Source organism: Streptomyces sp. NPDC093064, assembly GCF_044754605.1.
Taxonomy (GTDB): domain Bacteria; phylum Actinomycetota; class Actinomycetes; order Streptomycetales; family Streptomycetaceae; genus Streptomyces.
The window spans coordinates 49,239-67,291 of record NZ_JBIVPK010000035.1 but is presented as its reverse complement, the minus strand read 5'-3'; the positions used below and the strand labels follow the sequence as shown (position 1 = coordinate 67,291).

Genomic DNA, 18,053 nt, shown 5'->3' with positions numbered 1-18,053 from the left:
GAAGCCGTTGACCACTACCGCGCCCTGGCGGAGGCCAGCCCGGTCGCCTACCTGCCCAACCTCGCCAGCTCCCTGAACAACCTCTCCATCCAGCAGGGCAAGGCTGGGGACCGGCAGGCGGCGCTGGCTTCGATCACCGAAGCCGTCGAAATCCGCCGCACCCTCGTAGAGGCGAACCTGGCCGCCTACCTGCCCGACCTCGCCGGCTCCCTGAACAACCTCTCCGTCCGTCAGAGTGAGACCGGGGACCGGCAGGCGGCGCTGGCTTCGATCACCGAAGCCGTCGACCACTACCGCACTCTGGCGGAGGCCAGCCCGGTCGCCTACCTCCCCGACCTCGCCATGTCCCTGAACAACCTCTCCAACCGGCAGGGTGAGACCGGGGATCGTCAGGGGGCGCTGGCTTCGGTCATCGAAGCCGTCGAAATCCGCCGCACTCTGGCGGAGGCCAGCCCGGTCGCCTACCTGCCCGACCTCGCCATGTCCCTGAACAACCTCTCCGTCCTGCAGGGTGAGACGGGGGACTGGCAGGCGGCGCTGGCTTCGGTCATCGAAGCCGTTGACCACTACCGCGCCCTGGCGGAGGCCAGCCCGGCCGCCTACCTGCCCGACCTCGCCACCTCCCTGAACAACCTCTCCGTCCAGCAGAGCGAGGCTGGGGACCGGCAGGCGGCGCTGGCTTCGATCACCGAAGCCGTCGACCACTACCGCGCCCTGGCGGAGGCCAGCCCGGCCGCCTACCTGCCCAACTTCGCCAGCTCCCTGAACAACCTCTCCAACCGGCAGAGCGAGGCTGGGGACCGGCAGGGGGCGCTGGCTTCGATCACCGAAGCCGTCGAAATCCGCCGCACCCTCGTAGAGGCGAACCTGGCCGCCTACCTGCCCGACCTCGCCACCTCCCTGAACAACCTCTCCGTCCGTCAGAGTGAGACCGGGGACCAGCAGGTGGCAATGGCTTCGATCACCGAAGCCGTCGACCACTACCGCACTCTGGCGGAGGCCAGCCCGGCCGCCTACCTCCCCGACCTCGCCGGCTCCCTGAACAACCTCTCCATCCAGCAGGGTGAGACCGGGGACCGGCAGGGGGCGCTGGCTTCGATCACCGAAGCCGTCGAAATCCGCCGCACCCTGGCGGAGGCCAGCCCGGCCGCCTACCTCCCCGACCTCGCCATGTCCCTGAACAACCTCTCCAACCAGCAGAGCAAGACTGAAGTCGCCTCTACTGTCTGGGAGGACGCCATCACCGACCTGGAACTCAACCCACTCTCCCAGGCGGAACTTCGCGCCCACTACGCCACGTACCTCGCCACACACGTTGCCGTTGCTCCTGCAGCCGACCAACTCGTGCGGGCAGCACTGGCCTGTACAGGCGGCAGCCCATCCCCCCTGGGCCGGGCGCGGCAGCGGGTTCGGGTGACCGTAGCGAGCCTTGGCATCCAAGATCCGCGGCTTCCTGACTGGGCCGTCACCCCCCTGCCCGACGACGTGCTGGAACTTCTCAACCAGTGGGCCCAGGCCGCCGACTGGCCAAGCGTCGAAACCTTCCTCCGCGCACATGCCGACCGGCTCCGGCAACCGGGCTTCCGCCATCACTTGGAACTGGCTGAGGCTCTCTTCCCTGAGAGCCCGCCCATTGACAGCCTTACCAGCATCCTCGGCCAGGTCGACGCCGACGGTATCGACACCGTCCTGGACCGTGGACGGAACGACCACGATGTACGCCAACTGCTCCAAGAGTGGATTGCGACCCCCACGTGGGCGGACTCCAAAAGCTTCCTCGACGAGCACAGCAGCAAGCTGCGCACCCCCGAAGTCTGGGCGCTGCTCGCCGCAACAGACGCGCCGCTCGCACGCCTGCATCTCGCCATCCTCCAGCTCACCGATGATCTCCCCCACAATCAGGTCTACGAGATTGTCACCGACCGGAACGTCGCCACCGAACAGGCCTTCACCGCCATCGACCAGGCTGCCGTCCCGCTCCTGCGTCACATCCTGTACGCCCACCCAGACCTGCTCACCGACATCACCGGAGCCTTCTTCGCCACCGTGATCACCGCAGCCAATGGCGATACCTACCAGGCCCGCCAGCTCGCCCAGACCATCGCCGAGCACGGCACGGACACCCAGCGCCACGCCTACGCGATCCGGCTCCGCACCCTCGCCCAGCTCGGCCCCGAGCTCAGCGACGCGAACGAAATCGCCGACCTCATCCATCCCGACAAGCACCCCTGACAGACCCATCTGACCCGTCTTCCCGGCTTGAGCCGGCCCACATCGGGTTGTGTCGTCTGCGCTGCGCAACGTCCAGGTTCAACGATCATTGGTGCTGCTCAACGAGCGGGAGTCGACCAAACATCCGTACTCCCTATCACGAACATCCCCTCTCACAAGGCGCGTTGGCCGCAAGCAGGCATCCCAGCCCGAGAGGCGAGAGAGGTCAGGACTGCGCGCTCCGGAACGCGAGATACCGGCTGAAGGCTTCGTGGCTGTCGGGGGTGAAGTGCCACTCCAGCAGGGCCGACCGCAGCTCCGGCTCCGTCAGCCAGCCATGCCAGGCGCAGCGAAGGAACTCCAGGCTGTCCTGGGCGAAGTACTTACCGATGAAGTCGCCGGCGGTGACGGGAGGTCTGACCTCAGCCGTGTGGCCAACAGGCAACTCGACGAGGTTCTTTCTCGGACCGAGCGCGCCGGCATACGGACTGGTGGCGCTCGGCGCACGGGGCGAGGACGAGCCGGGGGCCCGGCGGGGGTCCCCCTGAGGCTGCGCTGACATGACGCTACATGCTCCTCAAGATCGAAACCTAGACGCGGAGCACACTAGTGATTGCGCATATAGATAGCAACGACGCGACCTATCTGCGCGTTGGGCGCGTCGAACATGACTTCGGAGTCATGTTCGTGACGGTTGCGACCCCCGTCGTAGCACTGCGCATCTAGGTCTCAATGAACACGGGGCAGCTTGACTCCACAAGCAACTTCCCCAGACCCAAAATGACTTGAGAGTCATCTTCTGAAGGCCCATCAGGCCCTCTGACCTGCAGGGATGTGACCCTCTCTATTCTCTATAAGTGCGAGTTCATCTCGGCTGACCCCCATCGCGCTGATGTCGAGCGTCACGTACCTCATGTCGACACCACGCTGGTAACGGCCGGTGGTACCAGGGGCCTTCGCCGGCCCCTGGACCCCGCTGCCCCCGGTGCTCCTCGACGCGCATCCGTATCGTGGTGGCGCGCACCGTGCGCGTCGAGGATCACCGGGGTTGTGGCTCGGCTATCGACCGGACGAGCGGGTCAACTTCCTGGTCCTCACAGCGGAGAAGCAACCCACGCGTGGGTCTGAGGGGCGTCGCTTCACATTGCAGCTGGGGTGATCTGGCATGGGTATTGACTTCCTCCCCGGGTTGAAGCTCGGGGATTCCCCTATGAGGGGGTTCGGCCGGTTGCCCGGCTTACGGGTTCCTGCTTCACGGACCGGCTGGTGCCGAGGTCTCCACAGGCTGAGACCGCATGTCCTGCGGCCTTGATGTTCTTCGCGGCGTTCACGTCGGCATGGTCGCGGTGTCCGCAGCCTGGGGCTTTGCACCGGAAGACCGCTTGGCTCTCGCGGTTCCCTTCGGTGACGAAGCCGCAGGCGGAGCACCGTTGCGACGTGTACGCGGGGTTGACTTTCACCACGCGCGTGCCCGTGTACCGGGCGGCGTTGGCAAGGGCGAGTTCGAGGCGGTGCCACCCCTTGTCCAGGATGGCCCGGTTGAGCCCGGCCTTCTGGCGGACGTTCCGGCCGGGCTCGGCCACGGTGCCACACGCGCTGGCGGACATGTTCTTGATCCGCAGGTCTTCGAGGACCACCAGGGCGTTCTTCGCGACGATCCGGGCCGCGGTCTGCGCGCAGAAGTCTCCGCGCCGGTCCGACACCCGGGACATGATGCGGCCCATGGCTGTGATCGTCTTGTGCCGGTTCGCGCTGCCGCGCTTGGACCGGGCGAGGCGTTGTTGCAGGCGCCGGTACCGGACGATCTCGCCGGCCGTGATGAACGGCCGGTCGTGGAAGTCGCCGTCCGAGGTGACGACGGCGGTCTTGACCCCCCGGTCGATGCCCACGGCGGTACCGGGCATGGCGTGCTGCTCGGGAGGGGCGGCCTGGTCGTCCACGAGGAACGACACAAACCACCGGCCGCCCTTGCGGGACACGGTCGCGGAACGGATCTCACCACCGAGGGGGCGGGACCAGCGGAAGCGGACCCAGCCCAGCTTCGGCAGCTTGACCCGGCCCCACTTGCGCCCCAGCCGCTCCACGCTGATCTGCTGGGCGTCGGGGAACCTAAACGACGGCGACCAACGTGCCTTCGACCGCCACCGCACCGTGAACGTGCCATGATCCCGGCAGGCCCGGTCCAAATCCTTCAGCGTCTGCTGCAACGCGTGCGACGGCGCCGCCTTCAACCACGAGTGCTCACCCTTGGCATCGGCCAACTCGGCACACTGCCGCACGTAGTTCATCCACACCCCGCGCCGCCGGAATTCCCGACGCTGCTCCAGGGCCGTGTTCCACACCGACCGGCAGATAGCGCCGAACTCCTCACACATCTCCTCTTGCTCGGGCGAGAGGTCGAGCAGGTAGCGGCGACCGGACAGCATGAGAACACCCCCTTCGACTGGTGCGATCAACCTAGTGCACACCACTGACAACGCAGCGAACTCCACCGTTCTGCGCGGCTCCGCGCCAAGGATGAGCTAACCCCGTCCTGAAGGACGGGGCTTGCGCTCAAGAGATCCGGTCAGTCCCACCAGCCATCGCTGGCGTGCCAGTGCTGCACCCATTCCAGGAAGCCGACCGCCTCCGGCATCGGATAGGGGTAGGCGCCGACTTCGGTGACCACCCAGACCTTGCCTCGTTGAGGACCGGTCACGACCAGGACCCAGTAGGAGGGGCCGTCGTCGGCGCCGAGCAGGATGGAACCGTGGTTGTAGACGTTGGCGACGCGCTCGTCATGGTCGTCGGCGAGGGGTTCGCCTTCCCAGGCCCACGCCTTCCGGAGCGGGAACGGGGCGGCGGGATTGCGGTCCCTGTCGTACGGCCAGTCCGGTGGGAGCCAGCCCAGGGGGAGGAGGGCGCCGTCTTCCGGCGGTCCGAGGGATGACCCGTTGGTGATCTCGGCGATCAGACTCCGGTACGGCTCCGGAAGCAGGACCCCGCGCTCGGATTCCCACGCCGAGACGCCATCGTGTCCCAGTGCCGGCTCGCGCCACTCCGTGTCAATTGCGGAGCGCAGAAACTCCAGGGTGGCCTCGGCAGGCCGCTGATCAGGTGATGTGGTTGTCGCCGCAGCATGCTTGCAGAAGGGACTGACAGGGCCACTGCGGGGCCATCGGGCTCGAACGTTTGAGGCGGGGAAGCTGACCTGCCACTGAGGAATTGCGTGAACGTCGACAACCCCTGACTTCTCACTGTCGGCGTGTCCGGGCCGATGGCCGGGCTTGCAGGCTGTTCGGGGCGCGGCTGCTACAGGTCGAACTCGAGGTGCTCGATGTCCGTGAACCGGACCTCTTCCAGGCTGCCGGCGCGGCGGCCGTTGTCCTGGAAGTACACCTCCTTGAGCGCTTCGGCGGCGATCTCCTTGAGCTGCTGTTCGGTGGCGCCGGTTTCCTGGGCCTCGAAGAGGCGGGCGGCGTAGCGGGGCGGGAGGGCGACGGTCAGGTGCCGGATGCGGTCCTGGTCCGTCGACCCGATGGGCGCGGTGTAGCCCATGCGGGCGCGGGTGTCGATGACGATGCCGCCGGTGGTCGCTGCCTTCTGTCGGGCCTTGGCCCGGATCTGCGGTTGCCACCGCTTCTTCACCTCGTGCTCCAGGCGCGCGGCGAGGTCCGGGCGGGGCTTCTTGATCTGGTCTTTCACGTACCGTTCCACGGTGCGCTGGGAGATGCGCAGCATCTGGGCGACGGCCTTGGTGCTCTTGAGCTGCTTGACCAGGTAGCGCATCTGCGCGGGTGCGCTCTTGGGTGCCGGGCGGGTGAATGCCTTCTGCACCGCGGCGTCCAGGCCGTCCCCGAACAGGCTCATCGCCTTCTCCTACTCTCCGTTGTCGACGTCGGTGACGGTGCCGTCCTTGATGTAGCGGGCGAGGTTGAGCTCCGGGGCGTTGAACCGCTCGCGGACCTCTTCGCCCCACAGGACGGTCTGGGTGCCCTCGTGCTTGACCAGGCCGGGGTTGATGCCGAGCTTGAAGCCTCCGGGCAGCGGCTTGCCCTCCCGGTAGGGCAGGAAGTCCAGCGGCGAGGGCCCGTCGGCCGTGTACACGACGCAGTCGGACAGGATCGCGACCGGGTACTGGCCGGTGAACGCCGCATGCTTGACGATCTTGCGGTGCAGGTTGATCCGGGTGCGGGAGATGACTGCCGCGCGGATGTCCGGCCGCCAGGTCGGCCGGGACAGGGCGCGCCACGGCTCGCCCGGCCGCCACCCCTCGCCCCGGGGGCGCTCGCGCAGCTTGCCCAGGCCGCCCTTCACCGTCGCCTTGATCGCCGAGACGACGATCGCCAACTCCGGGTCACGCTCCTTGTAGCCGTCCATCGCCGCGAGGAAGTCGGCCGGCGCGAGGTTGGCGTCGACGCCGAGGTCGGCCATCGTGGCGAGGTAGGCGTCGCGCAGCCGGTTGTACCAGCCGTCCAGGTAGCGGCCGTTCTCGTAGCGGACGTACGCCTCCAGCGGGCGCAGCTCGTAGCCGAGTTCCACCGCGTACGCCACGGTGGGCGTCGCGTACCAGGCCGGCCCCTCGGGGCGCTCGCCCTTCGGCGTGAACGGGCTGGGCAACAGCGAGCCGTCCAGCTCCACCCACTCCTTGCCGACCTTCACCTTCGACAGGTCGACGTGGGACAGGTCCACCAGCCACGAGCCGGGCAGCTTCGGGTCGAAGACCGGGTTCGTGACGTGCGTCGGCGCTCCGAGACCGACGGGCAGGCCGTTGGCGCCCGCCGCGAAGGCCATGTTCACGTCGATGCCGACCAGGTGCCGCAGGGTGCACTCGGCATCCGTCATCGGCCGCGCCCAGTCGTACGCCTCCTCGAACAGCTTCTCGCCGGGGCCGCGGACGTGGAAGCGCGGCAGGTCCTTGAGGAGCGGGTGCCCGTCCGGGGCCTCGCACGGCGCGCAGTCCACCGGGTCCTTGCCCAGGCTGCCGGGGTTGTGCTCGGAGTGCCGCTTGCCGTCGGCGTCCGGCTCGGAGGCCCGGGTCGCCGGGTGCAAGGCGGTCATCAGCTCCAGCCCGGTGACGGCGGTGGAACCGCGCGGCGTCATCACCCGCGAGGCGTACACGCCCAGAACGCGGGCGAGTTCCGCCGGCGGGAGCTGCCCGGCCTCGCCCCAGTGCCGGGTGTCCAGCGCGTGCCACGACGGGATGCACAGCTGCACGCAGGCCCGCTCCGAGCCCTGCGCGGGGCGGTAGATGCGCGCCCACGGCCCGAAGCCGCGCTTGGTCAGCTTCCACTCCGCGCGGACCAGCTGCTTGATCACCTTGTGTCCCTCCGGCAGGCGCCCGGCGAGCCGCTCCTCCTCGGTGAGAGTGGCCGGGAGGCCGTAACGCTCCAGGGCGGCCTCGGTGAGCACGAGCAGCGGGTCGGCGTCCTTGCCCGGCCCCGAGAGCTTCGGCTGACCGAGCCGCGCCTCGCGCAGCGTCCAGTCCACCAGGGCCGGGATCGACTTGGCGGGCACGTCCAGGACCAGGCCGCCGGTGCAGTACGCCAGCACCTGCCCGTCTTCGACATCGACGACCGCCAGCGGCCCGTTCTCGAACCGCGGGTCGGTGCCGCCCGCCGGGGTGCCGGCGGGGGCCGCCTTCCGCGCGCCGGGGCGGCGCGACGTCGACGACGGCCTGGTGGTGCGCGCCGGGCGGGGCGTGGCGGCCGGCGCAGCGGCGACGGGAGTAGGGGCAGGGGTCTGGGTGTTCTCGTGTGCAGTCATGGCCGCAGCCTCGGGGGCCTGGGCTGTGGACGGAGTCCCCGCTTCCTGCGGCGCGGGTGCGCCGGTGAACGTGGTGGGCACCGGGGTAGCCGGTTCCTCCGGGGCGGGGTAGAGCTCCGCGAGCTGCCTGAGTAGCCGTGCGTACGCCTCACGCTCCGGGCCGCGCGGCTCGGTCGGCTTCTTGGACGACTCCCACCCGGACACCGTGGCCCGGCGCACCTGTAGTGCGGCGGCGACTTCGTCCAGCGTCAGGCCGTGCGCGGTGCGCAGCCGCTTGCGCTCCTCCGCCGGAGGCAGCGGAGAGCGGGACGCGACCAAGGCGTCGACCGCGTCGAACAACTCGGACATGGAACACCTCCTGACCCACACTCTACCCCATGAACCGTACAGATCGCGTACTTTTGCCGCACGAATCGCGTACGAGGCTCATTCGATGGTCGAGAGGTGCACACTTCCGTAAGCTGGTGTGCATGACGGAGACGACCTACTCGATCGTGGAAGCTCGCGCCCGCCTGGGCGCCATCGCGCGCGAAGTCAGCGCCACCCGTGAACCAGTCGCCATCACCGACCACGGACAGACCGTCGCCATACTGGTCAGCCCCGCCGACGCCCTGGAATTGCAGGAGCTGCGGGCCCTCGCCGCCTACCGGGCCCGCCAGGCCCGCGGCGAGGACGCCGGCGTCTCCCATGACGAGGCGTACCGGCGCGTGTTCGGCGGTACTGAGGCGTGAGCTACGAGGTCATCTGGGAGCCCGAGGCCCTCACCCAGGCAGAGCGGTTCGCCAAGGACGACCCCGACGGAGTACGGCAGGTGTTCACCGCCGTCGACCGCCTCGCCGACAACCCCCGCCCCGACGGCGCCTTCGGCAGCGCCGACCTGCTCCGCATCCACGTGGCCCGCTACCGCGTGATGTACGAGATCAACGACCAGCAGATCCGCGTCAGTGTCATCCATCTCGGACGCGTGCGCTGACCAGTCCCATCCGTAAGCCAGGCCAGAGTCCCGTCACGCCCCTGGGACACCTGGCCTCACGTCTTTTGTCAGGCGGCCACTGGGTGTCACGGTCAGGCAGAGGGGCGCCGCCTGGTGCCCCCGCCGCTTCCGTTCAACGGGATCAAGGTTTCCAGATGAGCGCCCTTGACCCAGGAGCCCAGCAGGTCGCGGTGCAGGGCCACGATGTCCTGGCGCAGCGCCAGGCCCAGCGCGGCCTTCGTGAATGTGCGGCAGGTGGTGACGAACAAGGCGACGTCCGCGCCGTGTTCGAGACGGGCGGTGCCGACGAACTTCTGCATGGCCTGCGAGGACACACTCCGGTGCGGCGCATACTTCTTGCACTGGACGACCAACTTGCGGCCGTCGGCCAGGTAGCCGACGGCATCCGCGCCCAGGTCGCCGCTCTTGCCGCTGACGACGACCTTCGTGCAGCCGTCCCGCCGGCACAGATCGGCGACGTACGTCTCGAACTCCTGCCACGACAACGCGTCGACCTCGGCCATCGACAACTCCCGCGCAATGGCCTCCTCCTGCGCCCGCCACGCGCGGTCCTGGCCGACCGCGCGACGGTGCGCCCGCAACAGCGCCCAGCCGGCTCCCACCACCACGGCGACGGAGAGTACGACCACCAGGACGGGCCACACCACCGACCAGTGCCCGGCCACCCACACCGCGGCGGCCACCGCCGCCACCGCACCCCAGCCCTGTAACTGCCTGCGCGTCCGCTTCTTCAAGCGCCAGCGAGGTCGACGTGCTGCCATCACTCCCCCACTCCCCAGACCCGTGATCCGCAGTGGGCGCCGACTGGCGCCGGCCGGCCCTTGCGTGTGCGGGGGCTCATCGACCGGCCCGGGTGACGCCGCCCGCAAGCTGTCCCAAGATGTTCAAAATCCCCTGGCCCGCCGGGGTGGGTGCGATCAGGACGCCCAGCGCCAGGACGATGACGACGGTCAGCTTCTCGTCGAAGCGGCTGCGGGCCTCCGTACGCCGCCGCAGCCGGAAGAACACGATGACTGCGAGCAGCACCGCCACGTTGATGGTCAGCAACCGTCCCGACCTCCCCCACCGACCGGCCATCCCCACGCGGGGACGGCAACGCGCCACCCCAGCCTTCTTATGTAGCCGGGCCTCAGTGATGTTGGAGGCGGGTTGCCGACGAATGGCACAAAGCCATCGGGCCTGGCCGAATACCACGCGGCGGATCAGTCGTGGACGGGCACGGCGACGTATGCGACTTTCATGAAGCCGAGCACCGGCAGTCGGCGCGAGGCTCTACAGGAGTGGGACACCCCCGGCGCGCCGTGTCAAGGGGGACTGAGGCAGTTCGGCGCATCGTTCATCGCGATAGTCAGGCACTTTGTCCGGCGCCCTTTGCTGATCCTGGTACTCGTGCTCATCTGCGCGGCGACCAGGTGGCTCCAGTCCGTGTTGCCGCAGCCATGGGACGGTCTGGCTTTCGGGTTCGGCTGGTTCGCGGTTGCGTCGTCCATCGCATCGACCCTTCCTCGAAACGAAGAGGATCAGCAGGCCGACGATTGAGTGTGCCCGCCGCGTGCCCGATACGGCGGCACCTCACGGGGAGACGCGGGAAGGGACGGGGACTCAGCGAGGAACGCACAGGTCAGCGCCTTGCCAGCTCAGCAGCCGTCCGCGTACGCGATCTTCCAAACTGGTGCTCCAAGGCAGAGTCACCGAGTTGACTGCGTCGTTCCACCACCGATGTACTTCCACGCATGGCAGGAACGGATGACGGTCAGTCACTCGAAGCTCACCCCGCTGTCTCCCGGCCTGTGACCGCGGCGCAGGACTACGTGGAGGGGAGGCTGTCTCAGCACCAGAAGTGGTACGACAAGAAGGCCGTCAAGACGAAGGCCATGCATCTCCGGATGAGGACGATATCCGTCGTCGGAGGAGCCTTCGCTGCTCACCAACGCGGTTATCTTCCACAACGCCCTGGACATCGCCGAGTTCGTCCGCCAGCTCCAGGAGGAGGGATGGGAGATCGACCCCGAGGACCTGGCCCACGTCGCCGTACCTGACCGAGCACATCCGCCGCTTCGGCGAGTACTCCACCCATGAACTCGGCCTCCAGCCCGAGGCATACGACCCGCACCTGGACGTCGACTTCAGCCAGCTCCGCGGTGACGAGCCGCCCACCAGCGACGGCTACGGCCAGGCAGCCTGACCAGCCAGGACACCCGAAGGGACCTCGACCCGTGCTCTTGTCCATGCGGCGCGACCCCGGCTGACTGCAGCGTCCTGGACATGCTTGGTGCCCAAGGACCGCGCCTGGGTCACCGTGCTGGCCTCGCCGCGGTGGTGGCGCCTGCCCAGGGAGGACCGCAGGCCGCTACCGGTCCGGCCTCGAACTCGGTCTCTGGACCAGCCGCCACGTCCGCAGAAGCGGCCTGTGCCTGTCGTGCTTGGTTCGGCGAGAGCAAGCCCGACATCCGGTTCTTGACGGCGGCGACTGCCGCAGCTTCGCCCGGCTCCTGCACCTCCTCACCGATACCCAGGGCCCGAAGTAGACCGCGTCAGGTTCGTCCGCGTCGGCCAAAGACACGCGAGCGGCTGGCAAGCAGCCCCTGGTCACTTCCGGAGCAGAACTTTCGGGGCCCCGGACAACTGCCCGGCCTCCGCTCAGCTCTTCCGCTCACTCAGGACGCAGAACTCGTTGCCCTCCGGGTCGCGGAGGGTCACCCAGTGCTGCTCGTCCTGCACGGTGTCGACGCGCCGGGCACCGAGGGAGAGCAGCCGGGCGACCTCGGCTTCCTGGTCGTCGGGGCGGAAGTCGGGGTGGAGCCGGTTCTTCGACGTCTTGCCCTCGGGGACAGGCACGAAGAGCAGGCCCGGCATCTGGTCCGGCTCAGGCCGGATCTCGATGATCTCCTCGGATTCGTCGACCACTACCCAGCCGAGAGCCTCGGCCCACCAGCGCCCGAGAGCGACGGGGTCGGCGGAGTCGACGATGATCTGTTCCCATTCCAGTGCCATGGGCCTGAGCATAGACAGGGCCGGCGGCCCACCCCGCGAAGCCGCCACTCTTCCCCGACCATGAGTTCGACGCCAGGATGGTCGCTGTCGTCCGCCAGGAGGTCGAGCGGATGAGGATGCTTGAGTGGGAACTCACGGGCACCCACCCGAGCAACACCGACCCGGACACCGAGTGACTCGCATAAACGGTCCGAGAGCGTCCCCATCGCCGAAGAGACCGTGTAAACCCCGTAAACATGCTGGTCAAAGCCTTAGCGGCGAGGACATGATGAGCGTTCCACTTCGCACGACGAGAGGATGAACCCCCTCATGGCTCTGCCGCCGCTTTCGCTCGAACAGCGCCGGGCCGCACTCGACAAGGCCGCCGCCGCCCGCAAGGAGCGGGCCCAGGTGAAGGACGCACTCAAGCACGGCAAGCTGTCGCTGCGCGAGGTGCTGGCCAGCGACTCCGAGGCCATCCGCAAGACGACGGTCCGCGCCCTGCTCGAATCCCTCCCCGGCATCGGCAAGGTCCGGGCCCAGAAGCTCCTCACCGACATGGAGATCTCTGACAGCCGCCGCGTGCGCGGCCTGGGCATCCAGCAGCGTGAACGGCTCCTCGAACGGTTCGCGCCCAAGAGCTGACTACCGCTCACGCAGGGCGTACGGGCTGATCTCCTTGTACCGGTCATCCTCATCAAGGCGACCGAAGCTCCCTTCTCAGCGCTCCGGCCAGTTCGCCGGCCCGCCAACCCGGAACCGTTCGTCGGCCCAACGGGGTTCGGCCACGCAGAAAGCGTGCATCGCGTACGGCGGGACGCTACCGGGACCGTGCCCACCCGAGGGACCAATGGCCAGAGCATCACTCGCGGCTTCGTCGTAGCTTCGGGAGCGGAGGGCGAAGCGCCTGTCAAAAGTTCTGACAGCTACGCCGGTTCTCTGTTCCGTTCCTGCTGGGACCCCGATCGCCGCGATCCTGGGCAGACGGAACGGGAGCCTGCCCGTGAAGGGCAGGCTCCCGTAGTCAGTGCCACACGTCAGTGCTTGTGCGCTTACTTGGCGTCGACCGTCACCGTTGCCTCAGCCGTCCCGGCGGCCACCTTGGCGTCCCCGGAGTAGTTCACGGTCACGACGTGCTTGCCAGCGTCGTGGAACACGGGCAGCTTGATGTTCGCCACGCCGTCGCTGAGCTTGGCGCTGTAGGTCTGGCCGTCGACGGTCACCGTGACGGTGCCGGTCGGGGTGGTACCGGTGGCCGTGACCGTCACGTGCGCCATGACCTCGGTCTTGTTCACCACGACCTTGTTCGGGGTGGCCTTGAGGTCGACCTTGGAAGCGACCTTCCCGGACTCCGACGCCGTGTTGAGGCCGACGATGACCGGGTCGTGGTCGGAGGCCGCGAACGGGTCGTTGGCGTTGAAGAGCTGGGTGACGTTGTAGTTGTAGCGGCTGTAGCCGAAGGCGACCGACTCCTGGGCGTTGATCTGCCAGACCGTCGCGCCGGTGACCATCGACTTCGCGGCCGGGCTGGCGACGATGTGGTCGAGGGAGCCCTCGAGGCCGTGGAAGGAGTAGGACGAGTGGTTCGGGTCGTACGCCGACCCGAGGTCGCTGTAGCCCTGGCTGTACAGGTACTCCATCGGGTCCTCGTGGTTGTAGGCGTTGAAGTCGCCAGCGAGGAACACCTTGTCCGTCTTCAGCGCCTGCGCCTGCTCCTGCGCGAAGGCGACCAAGTCCTGCGCCTGGTGTGTGCGGGTCTCGTTGTAGGCGCCCTGGTTGTAGGCGGGGCGGGTGTCCTCCTTGTCGCCGGGGTAGAGCCCGGCGGCGGTTCCGCCCTTCGACTTCAGGTGGTTGGCCACGACCAGGAAGGCGTCGGAGTCAGCAGCGCCGACGGCCTTGAAGCCCTGGGCCAGCGGCTCGCGCGCAATGGAGAAGTCCTGACCGGGACCGGAGAGGTCCTTCAGGATGTGCGAGGCTCCCACCGGGGAGACATCGGCCGGCTTGTAGATGAACGCGGTCCGGATGACGTCCTCACTGGCCACCGCCGGCCGGTCCTCAGCCGCCGGCGACGGCGTGAAGGCCCAGGTGCCGGCGCCCGCCTTGGCGTTGAGGGCGTCGACCAGGCCCGCGAGCGCCGTGTCGCGGTCCTCCTTGAACTTGGCCGAGTTCTCGACCTCCTCGAGCGAGACGATGCTGGCCCCGAGGTCGATGATGCCGGTGACGGTCTTGTTCTGCTGCCGCTGGAAGCTGGCCTCGTCGGCGGCGCCGCGCGGGCCGCCGGCACCGCAGTCGTTGACCGCGATGTGGTTGCCCTGGCGGTCGTTGTAGAAGGAGCACTTCCCCAGGCCCTTGGCGATGTACTGGTCGCCCGTCATCGGGAAGTAGTTCTGCACGTTGAAGGTCGCGAGGCGGACCTTGCCACCCACGGCCGCGGGCTTCGCCTTCTGGGCGCGCATGTCGGAGAACGAGACGATGTCCGTGCCGGCGCCGTTGACCTGGCCGGTGGGCTGGAAGTTCCACAGCGAGTTGCGGTATTCCAGGACAACGGTCTTGTGGAAGGTCACCTTCGCACCCACGCTGACCGGGTTGTCGGAGGTGAGCCAGGGCAGCGGGTCGTTGGCGGCGGCGCCGGTGGCGGTGTAGCTGACGCTGGCGCCGTCATCGAGTGTGATGGCGTGGGAAGCGTTGTAGTCGGCCTGCTTCTGCGCGGCGTCGCTGCCGGCGGGGCCCGCATCCGTCGGCTGGCGCAGCATCTTGTCGCCGGCGGCCAGCCCGATCTGGCCGTAGAAGTTGGTGTTGTAGTTGTCCGTCACCGTGAAGTCGCCCTGGGGAGCGATGAGCTCGCCCTCGTGCGCTTCCTTCTGGGCGTCGGTCTCCAGGTCGCTCCACGCGATCTTGAGAGGGGTGACGGGCGGCAGCGGGGTGGACAGCTTCGTGACGGTCGGGAAGGTGATTTCGGTGGTGCCCGCGTACTCCTGGACCGTACCGCGCACCTGGACGCTTTCGCCGACGGTCACGGTGCCGGCCGACTGCGACCCGTAGACGAACACGGCGTCCGAGGCTCCGGGGGTCTTGTCGTCGGCCACGGTGCCGCCGGTGCCTCCGGTCTGGATGTAGAAGCCGTTGAACCCGCCGGTCGCGTACACCGCCGTGACGACACCCTTGGTGGTGACCGTCTTGCCCGCCAACGGCGAGGTGTCGGTGTTGGTGCCCTGGATCTCGGCGATTGTCACCTCTCCGGCGTCACCGCTCGAGTCGCCCTGACCGGTCTCACCAGCCGAGTTCACCGGGGCGGGCTGTCCGGTGGTGAAGTCGGCGCGGTTGTCGTCGGTGTCCATGCCCTCGGGGCTGCGCAGCGCAGCCACGTCGACGCCGAGGTTGGTGCCCTGGTTCTGGCCCTCGAAGGTGTTCGCGTCGCCGTAGCCGAGCGCGTCCACGATGTGCGCGGTGCCCGTGATATCGCCGGCTGGAAGCGTCGGGGTCGTCGTCGTGTCGAGCAGTGCGACGAACGAACCGCTGTAGTTCATGTTCAGCGAGATCGTCGCGTCGGGCGTCGGCAGATCGGCACCGGCGCCGGCGGCGTCGGCGCCTGCCTTGATGAGGAAGTGGCCGTGCGCCGGAATGGTTCCGGAGATCGGGTAGTCGCTCAGCGGCGCGCCGGCCCCACGGTTGTATGCGCCGTAGGCGATCGAGTAGCCGGTCAGATCGACCGCGCTGTCCGTCGGGTTGTAGAGGACGATGAAGTCGTTGGCGAACGGCGCGTTGGTGTAGCCGCCGTCGCCCCAGACCTGGCTGATGACCACGTGGTCGGCGCTGGCGCCGGCGGCCTGGGTCTTCAGCGTGAACGTCGCGTGTTCCGTGGCACCCGCACTGTCCGTGACGGTCAGCTGCACCGAGGCGGAGCCGGTCGAGTCGGGGGTGCCGGTGATGCGGCCCGTGGCCTTGTCGATCGAGGCCCAGGCCGGCAGGCCCGTCGCGCTCCAGGTGTACGGCGACGTGCCGCCGGTCGCCGTGGGCGTGAAGGAGAACGCCGTGCCGACGGTGGCGGTCCGGGGGCCGATCCTGCCGACGGCCAGCTTGCCGATGGTGCTGCCGTCGAAGGTGGAGTTGCGCGGGTTCGGCGCCGCGAGCACGAAGTCGGCGCGGTTGTTGTCGGTGTCCACCCCGGGCGTCGCACGGGTGATGGCCATGGTGTTGCTCGGCGCGGGAGCGTCTCCGCCCTCGGCGATCGCGCCCGTGCCGTAGCCGACCGTGTCGATGACGGCGCCGGTCGCATCGGTCAGCGTCACCGAGCCGTCGGTCGCCGACATCGCCAGCTGACCGATCGCGTCGGGGGCGGGCAGCGGCGTGGTGCCGCCGGCTCCCTGTGCCTCCTGGATCAGGTAGTAGCGGTGGGCCGGCACGCTGCCCGAGAGGGGCGTCGACCCGCCGAGGTTGCCCTTGGCGCTGTAGTACGACACCGCCCAGCCGCTCACGTCGACGGCCGCGCCGGTCGGGTTGAAGAGCTCGATGTAGTCGTTGGTGTAGGTGGAACCGGAGTTGCCACCGCCGCCGTACACCTCGTTGATCACCAGTCCGGTACCAGCCGGGTTGGCACTTGCAGGTGCGGCTATGAAGCCGCTGAGACCTGTCACGGCCATCGCGATGGCGGTGGCTCCGACCAGCGCCCGGCGGGACCGGGAGATTCTCGGGAGGGGCAGAGACATGAAGTTGCTCCTGAAACTAGAGAGAAACAGGCCACATGTGGAGCTGGAACCCGCGCAATGCAAGGGGAGTGAAACCAGCGGCTCCCGACCGCGATGCGAACGGCATGTGAAATGTCCTCCCGATTTCTCCAAGAGCGATCGGAACGTTGTACGAACGGGTGTCAGGTTGATGTGGTCGATCACACCTTGCGTCAGCGGACCAGCCTCAGCTCGCTGTTCAACCTCGCGCGTCACCCGACCTACTGAGCTCTCCTGTTTCCGGGAGCACGTGACACGGCCGTCCTTCACGCTTCGAGAACTCGAGTAACGGAACGTGAGCGAACGGCCGTTGAGTATGAGTCTTGATCGGCAGGACGTGCCGGACCGGCTGCGCGAAGCAGCTGGGGAGATCAAGGAGGAGCTCAGTACCGTCCTGAAGGAAGCCCGGACCGGACTCGCCTCCCTGCAGCGGGAGATCCTCGACTTGCATGCCGCGGTGGAGGAGTTGCGGCCCCGGCCCGATGTCACTGCCGAGACCGCGGCCGGTGGAGTAGCCGCTGCCGTCGCGGTCGAGTTCGTGCGACCGGACCCACTGCGGGTTCTCCGGCCCCTCGCCCTTGAGCGGCTTCTCGAACCACGAGGAGAAGTCATCGGCCGGCTCCTCGGAGACGAAGGCGTGGGCCGCAGCCGGGCGAAGCAACGTGCTTGGAACCCACTGACGCGTGCCCCGGGGAAGGCGATGCCCGGGGGCGCTCACTTACGACGGATCATGAGAGCCGGTCAGGTGTTCGTGCGTGATAGGTGGTCGGGGAGGTCGGTGAGCCGTTCGATGCGGAGCACCGTCTCGTCTGCCGTCGGCGATGGTCCACCGGTGACGAAGTCGATGCCGCGGTCCAGCCAGATGCCGGTGAGCCCGGCGAGGGCGGCTGCGTTCACGTCGCTTTCCAGCATGTCGCCCACGTTGACAGCTTTCGCGGGGTCCGTCCGCATCCGCCGGCAGGCGGTGGCGTAGGCGACGGGCTTGGCCGCACCGAGTTCGGTCGGGATCAGGACGGCTTCGAAGTATTCGAGGAGGCCGAAGCGGGCGAGCTTGGCGCGCTGCTGCTCAGGGTCCCCGTTGGTGAGAACAGCCAGACGCGGTGCTCGGGGAAGCCGGCGGGTCGTGGGCCAACCCGATCGAGGCCCAGTTCGGGCCACTACGCACGTTCGTCACGGGCAGCTCCGATCACCCCAACCACACCGTGCTCGCCCGGAAGCTCCAGGAGTACCTGCGGTGGCGCAACGCCAACGCCCGCCACCCCGATGTGCTGAACGCCCAGCGCCGGGAACGCGCCCGCATTCGCAGCGAACGCCAGCAACGCTGGGGCCGCCCCCGGCCCAAGGCGGCGTAACCAGACCCACATCTTCTACTGGCCACCGCTCCCCTCACTCCTGCATCGTGACGG

General features: G+C 68.2%; 15 protein-coding genes and 1 pseudogene. 6 read left to right on the top strand and 10 right to left on the bottom strand.

What is annotated here, in order from left to right; translation table 11 throughout:
- Positions 1 to 2,232 (top strand): tetratricopeptide repeat protein (locus tag ACIQFZ_RS31085; RefSeq protein WP_402692774.1); only part of this gene is annotated, 2,232 nt, incomplete at its 5' end.
- A gap of 205 nt (positions 2,233 to 2,437) precedes the next feature.
- Here the strand turns inward: ACIQFZ_RS31085 and ACIQFZ_RS31080 are convergent.
- The 5 genes from ACIQFZ_RS31080 to tap form a co-directional block, all read right to left on the bottom strand.
- Positions 2,438 to 2,773 carry a hypothetical protein gene (locus ACIQFZ_RS31080; protein ID WP_402692773.1) on the bottom strand — a complete coding sequence of 112 codons (336 nt, stop codon included), beginning with the start codon at positions 2,771 to 2,773 and terminating at the stop codon, positions 2,438 to 2,440.
- 646 nt (positions 2,774 to 3,419) lie between these two features.
- Positions 3,420 to 4,637: an RNA-guided endonuclease InsQ/TnpB family protein gene (locus ACIQFZ_RS31075; RefSeq protein ID WP_402692772.1), complete on the bottom strand. Its 1,218-nt coding sequence runs from the start codon at positions 4,635 to 4,637 to the stop codon at positions 3,420 to 3,422.
- Between the two features lie 140 nt (positions 4,638 to 4,777).
- Positions 4,778 to 4,909, bottom strand: coding sequence for a hypothetical protein (locus tag ACIQFZ_RS31070; protein ID WP_402692771.1), 132 nt, complete (start codon positions 4,907 to 4,909; stop codon positions 4,778 to 4,780).
- 593 nt (positions 4,910 to 5,502) lie between these two features.
- Positions 5,503 to 6,060 carry a telomere-protecting terminal protein Tpg gene (tpg, locus tag ACIQFZ_RS31065; RefSeq protein WP_402692770.1) on the bottom strand — a complete coding sequence of 186 codons (558 nt, stop codon included), beginning with the start codon at positions 6,058 to 6,060 and terminating at the stop codon, positions 5,503 to 5,505.
- A 9-nt stretch (positions 6,061 to 6,069) separates the two neighbouring features.
- Complete coding sequence (gene tap, locus ACIQFZ_RS31060; protein WP_402692769.1) at positions 6,070 to 8,304, bottom strand: telomere-associated protein Tap; 2,235 nt, start codon at positions 8,302 to 8,304, stop codon at positions 6,070 to 6,072.
- A 122-nt stretch (positions 8,305 to 8,426) separates the two neighbouring features.
- Here tap and ACIQFZ_RS31055 point away from each other — a divergent pair, with 122 nt between their 5' ends.
- Positions 8,427 to 8,687: a type II toxin-antitoxin system Phd/YefM family antitoxin gene (locus tag ACIQFZ_RS31055; protein WP_365437524.1), complete on the top strand. Its 261-nt coding sequence runs from the start codon at positions 8,427 to 8,429 to the stop codon at positions 8,685 to 8,687.
- Positions 8,684 to 8,929 (top strand): type II toxin-antitoxin system RelE/ParE family toxin, encoded by a 246-nt coding sequence (locus ACIQFZ_RS31050; RefSeq protein ID WP_402692768.1) that lies wholly within the window; start codon positions 8,684 to 8,686, stop codon positions 8,927 to 8,929. The genes ACIQFZ_RS31055 and ACIQFZ_RS31050 overlap by 4 nt, the downstream gene beginning before the upstream one ends.
- A 92-nt stretch (positions 8,930 to 9,021) precedes the next feature.
- On the opposite strand, the gene ACIQFZ_RS31045 is transcribed toward ACIQFZ_RS31050, so the two are convergent.
- Both ACIQFZ_RS31045 and ACIQFZ_RS31040 read right to left on the bottom strand, forming a co-directional pair.
- Positions 9,022 to 9,711: a restriction endonuclease gene (locus ACIQFZ_RS31045; RefSeq protein WP_402692767.1), complete on the bottom strand. Its 690-nt coding sequence runs from the start codon at positions 9,709 to 9,711 to the stop codon at positions 9,022 to 9,024.
- Between the two features lie 76 nt (positions 9,712 to 9,787).
- Complete coding sequence (locus tag ACIQFZ_RS31040; RefSeq protein WP_402692766.1) at positions 9,788 to 9,997, bottom strand: hypothetical protein; 210 nt, start codon at positions 9,995 to 9,997, stop codon at positions 9,788 to 9,790.
- An 873-nt stretch (positions 9,998 to 10,870) separates the two neighbouring features.
- Here ACIQFZ_RS31040 and ACIQFZ_RS31035 point away from each other — a divergent pair.
- Entirely contained in the window at positions 10,871 to 11,029 is a 159-nt protein-coding gene (locus tag ACIQFZ_RS31035) for a Tn3 family transposase (RefSeq protein ID WP_402692783.1), read from the top strand.
- Positions 11,030 to 11,590: 561 nt separating this feature from the next.
- Here ACIQFZ_RS31035 and ACIQFZ_RS31030 read toward each other — a convergent pair.
- Entirely contained in the window at positions 11,591 to 11,944 is a 354-nt protein-coding gene (locus ACIQFZ_RS31030; protein WP_402692765.1) for a VOC family protein, read from the bottom strand.
- A gap of 309 nt (positions 11,945 to 12,253) precedes the next feature.
- Between ACIQFZ_RS31030 and mihF the strand changes: the two genes are divergently transcribed.
- A complete protein-coding gene (mihF, locus tag ACIQFZ_RS31025) occupies positions 12,254 to 12,568 on the top strand; it encodes an integration host factor, actinobacterial type (RefSeq protein ID WP_402692764.1) in 315 nt (104 codons plus the stop codon).
- Between the two features lie 407 nt (positions 12,569 to 12,975).
- On the opposite strand, the gene ACIQFZ_RS31020 is transcribed toward mihF, so the two are convergent.
- Positions 12,976 to 16,629: an ExeM/NucH family extracellular endonuclease gene (locus tag ACIQFZ_RS31020; RefSeq protein WP_402692763.1), complete on the bottom strand. Its 3,654-nt coding sequence runs from the start codon at positions 16,627 to 16,629 to the stop codon at positions 12,976 to 12,978.
- A 759-nt stretch (positions 16,630 to 17,388) separates the two neighbouring features.
- Entirely contained in the window at positions 17,389 to 17,805 is a 417-nt protein-coding gene (locus ACIQFZ_RS31015) for an HAD family hydrolase (RefSeq protein ID WP_402692762.1), read from the bottom strand.
- Here ACIQFZ_RS31015 and ACIQFZ_RS31010 point away from each other — a divergent pair.
- Positions 17,769 to 17,999 (top strand): annotated as a pseudogene (locus ACIQFZ_RS31010) (IS630 family transposase); the annotation flags it as partial. The gene ACIQFZ_RS31015 and the pseudogene ACIQFZ_RS31010 overlap by 37 nt on opposite strands.
- Between the last annotated feature and the right edge of the window lie 54 nt (positions 18,000 to 18,053).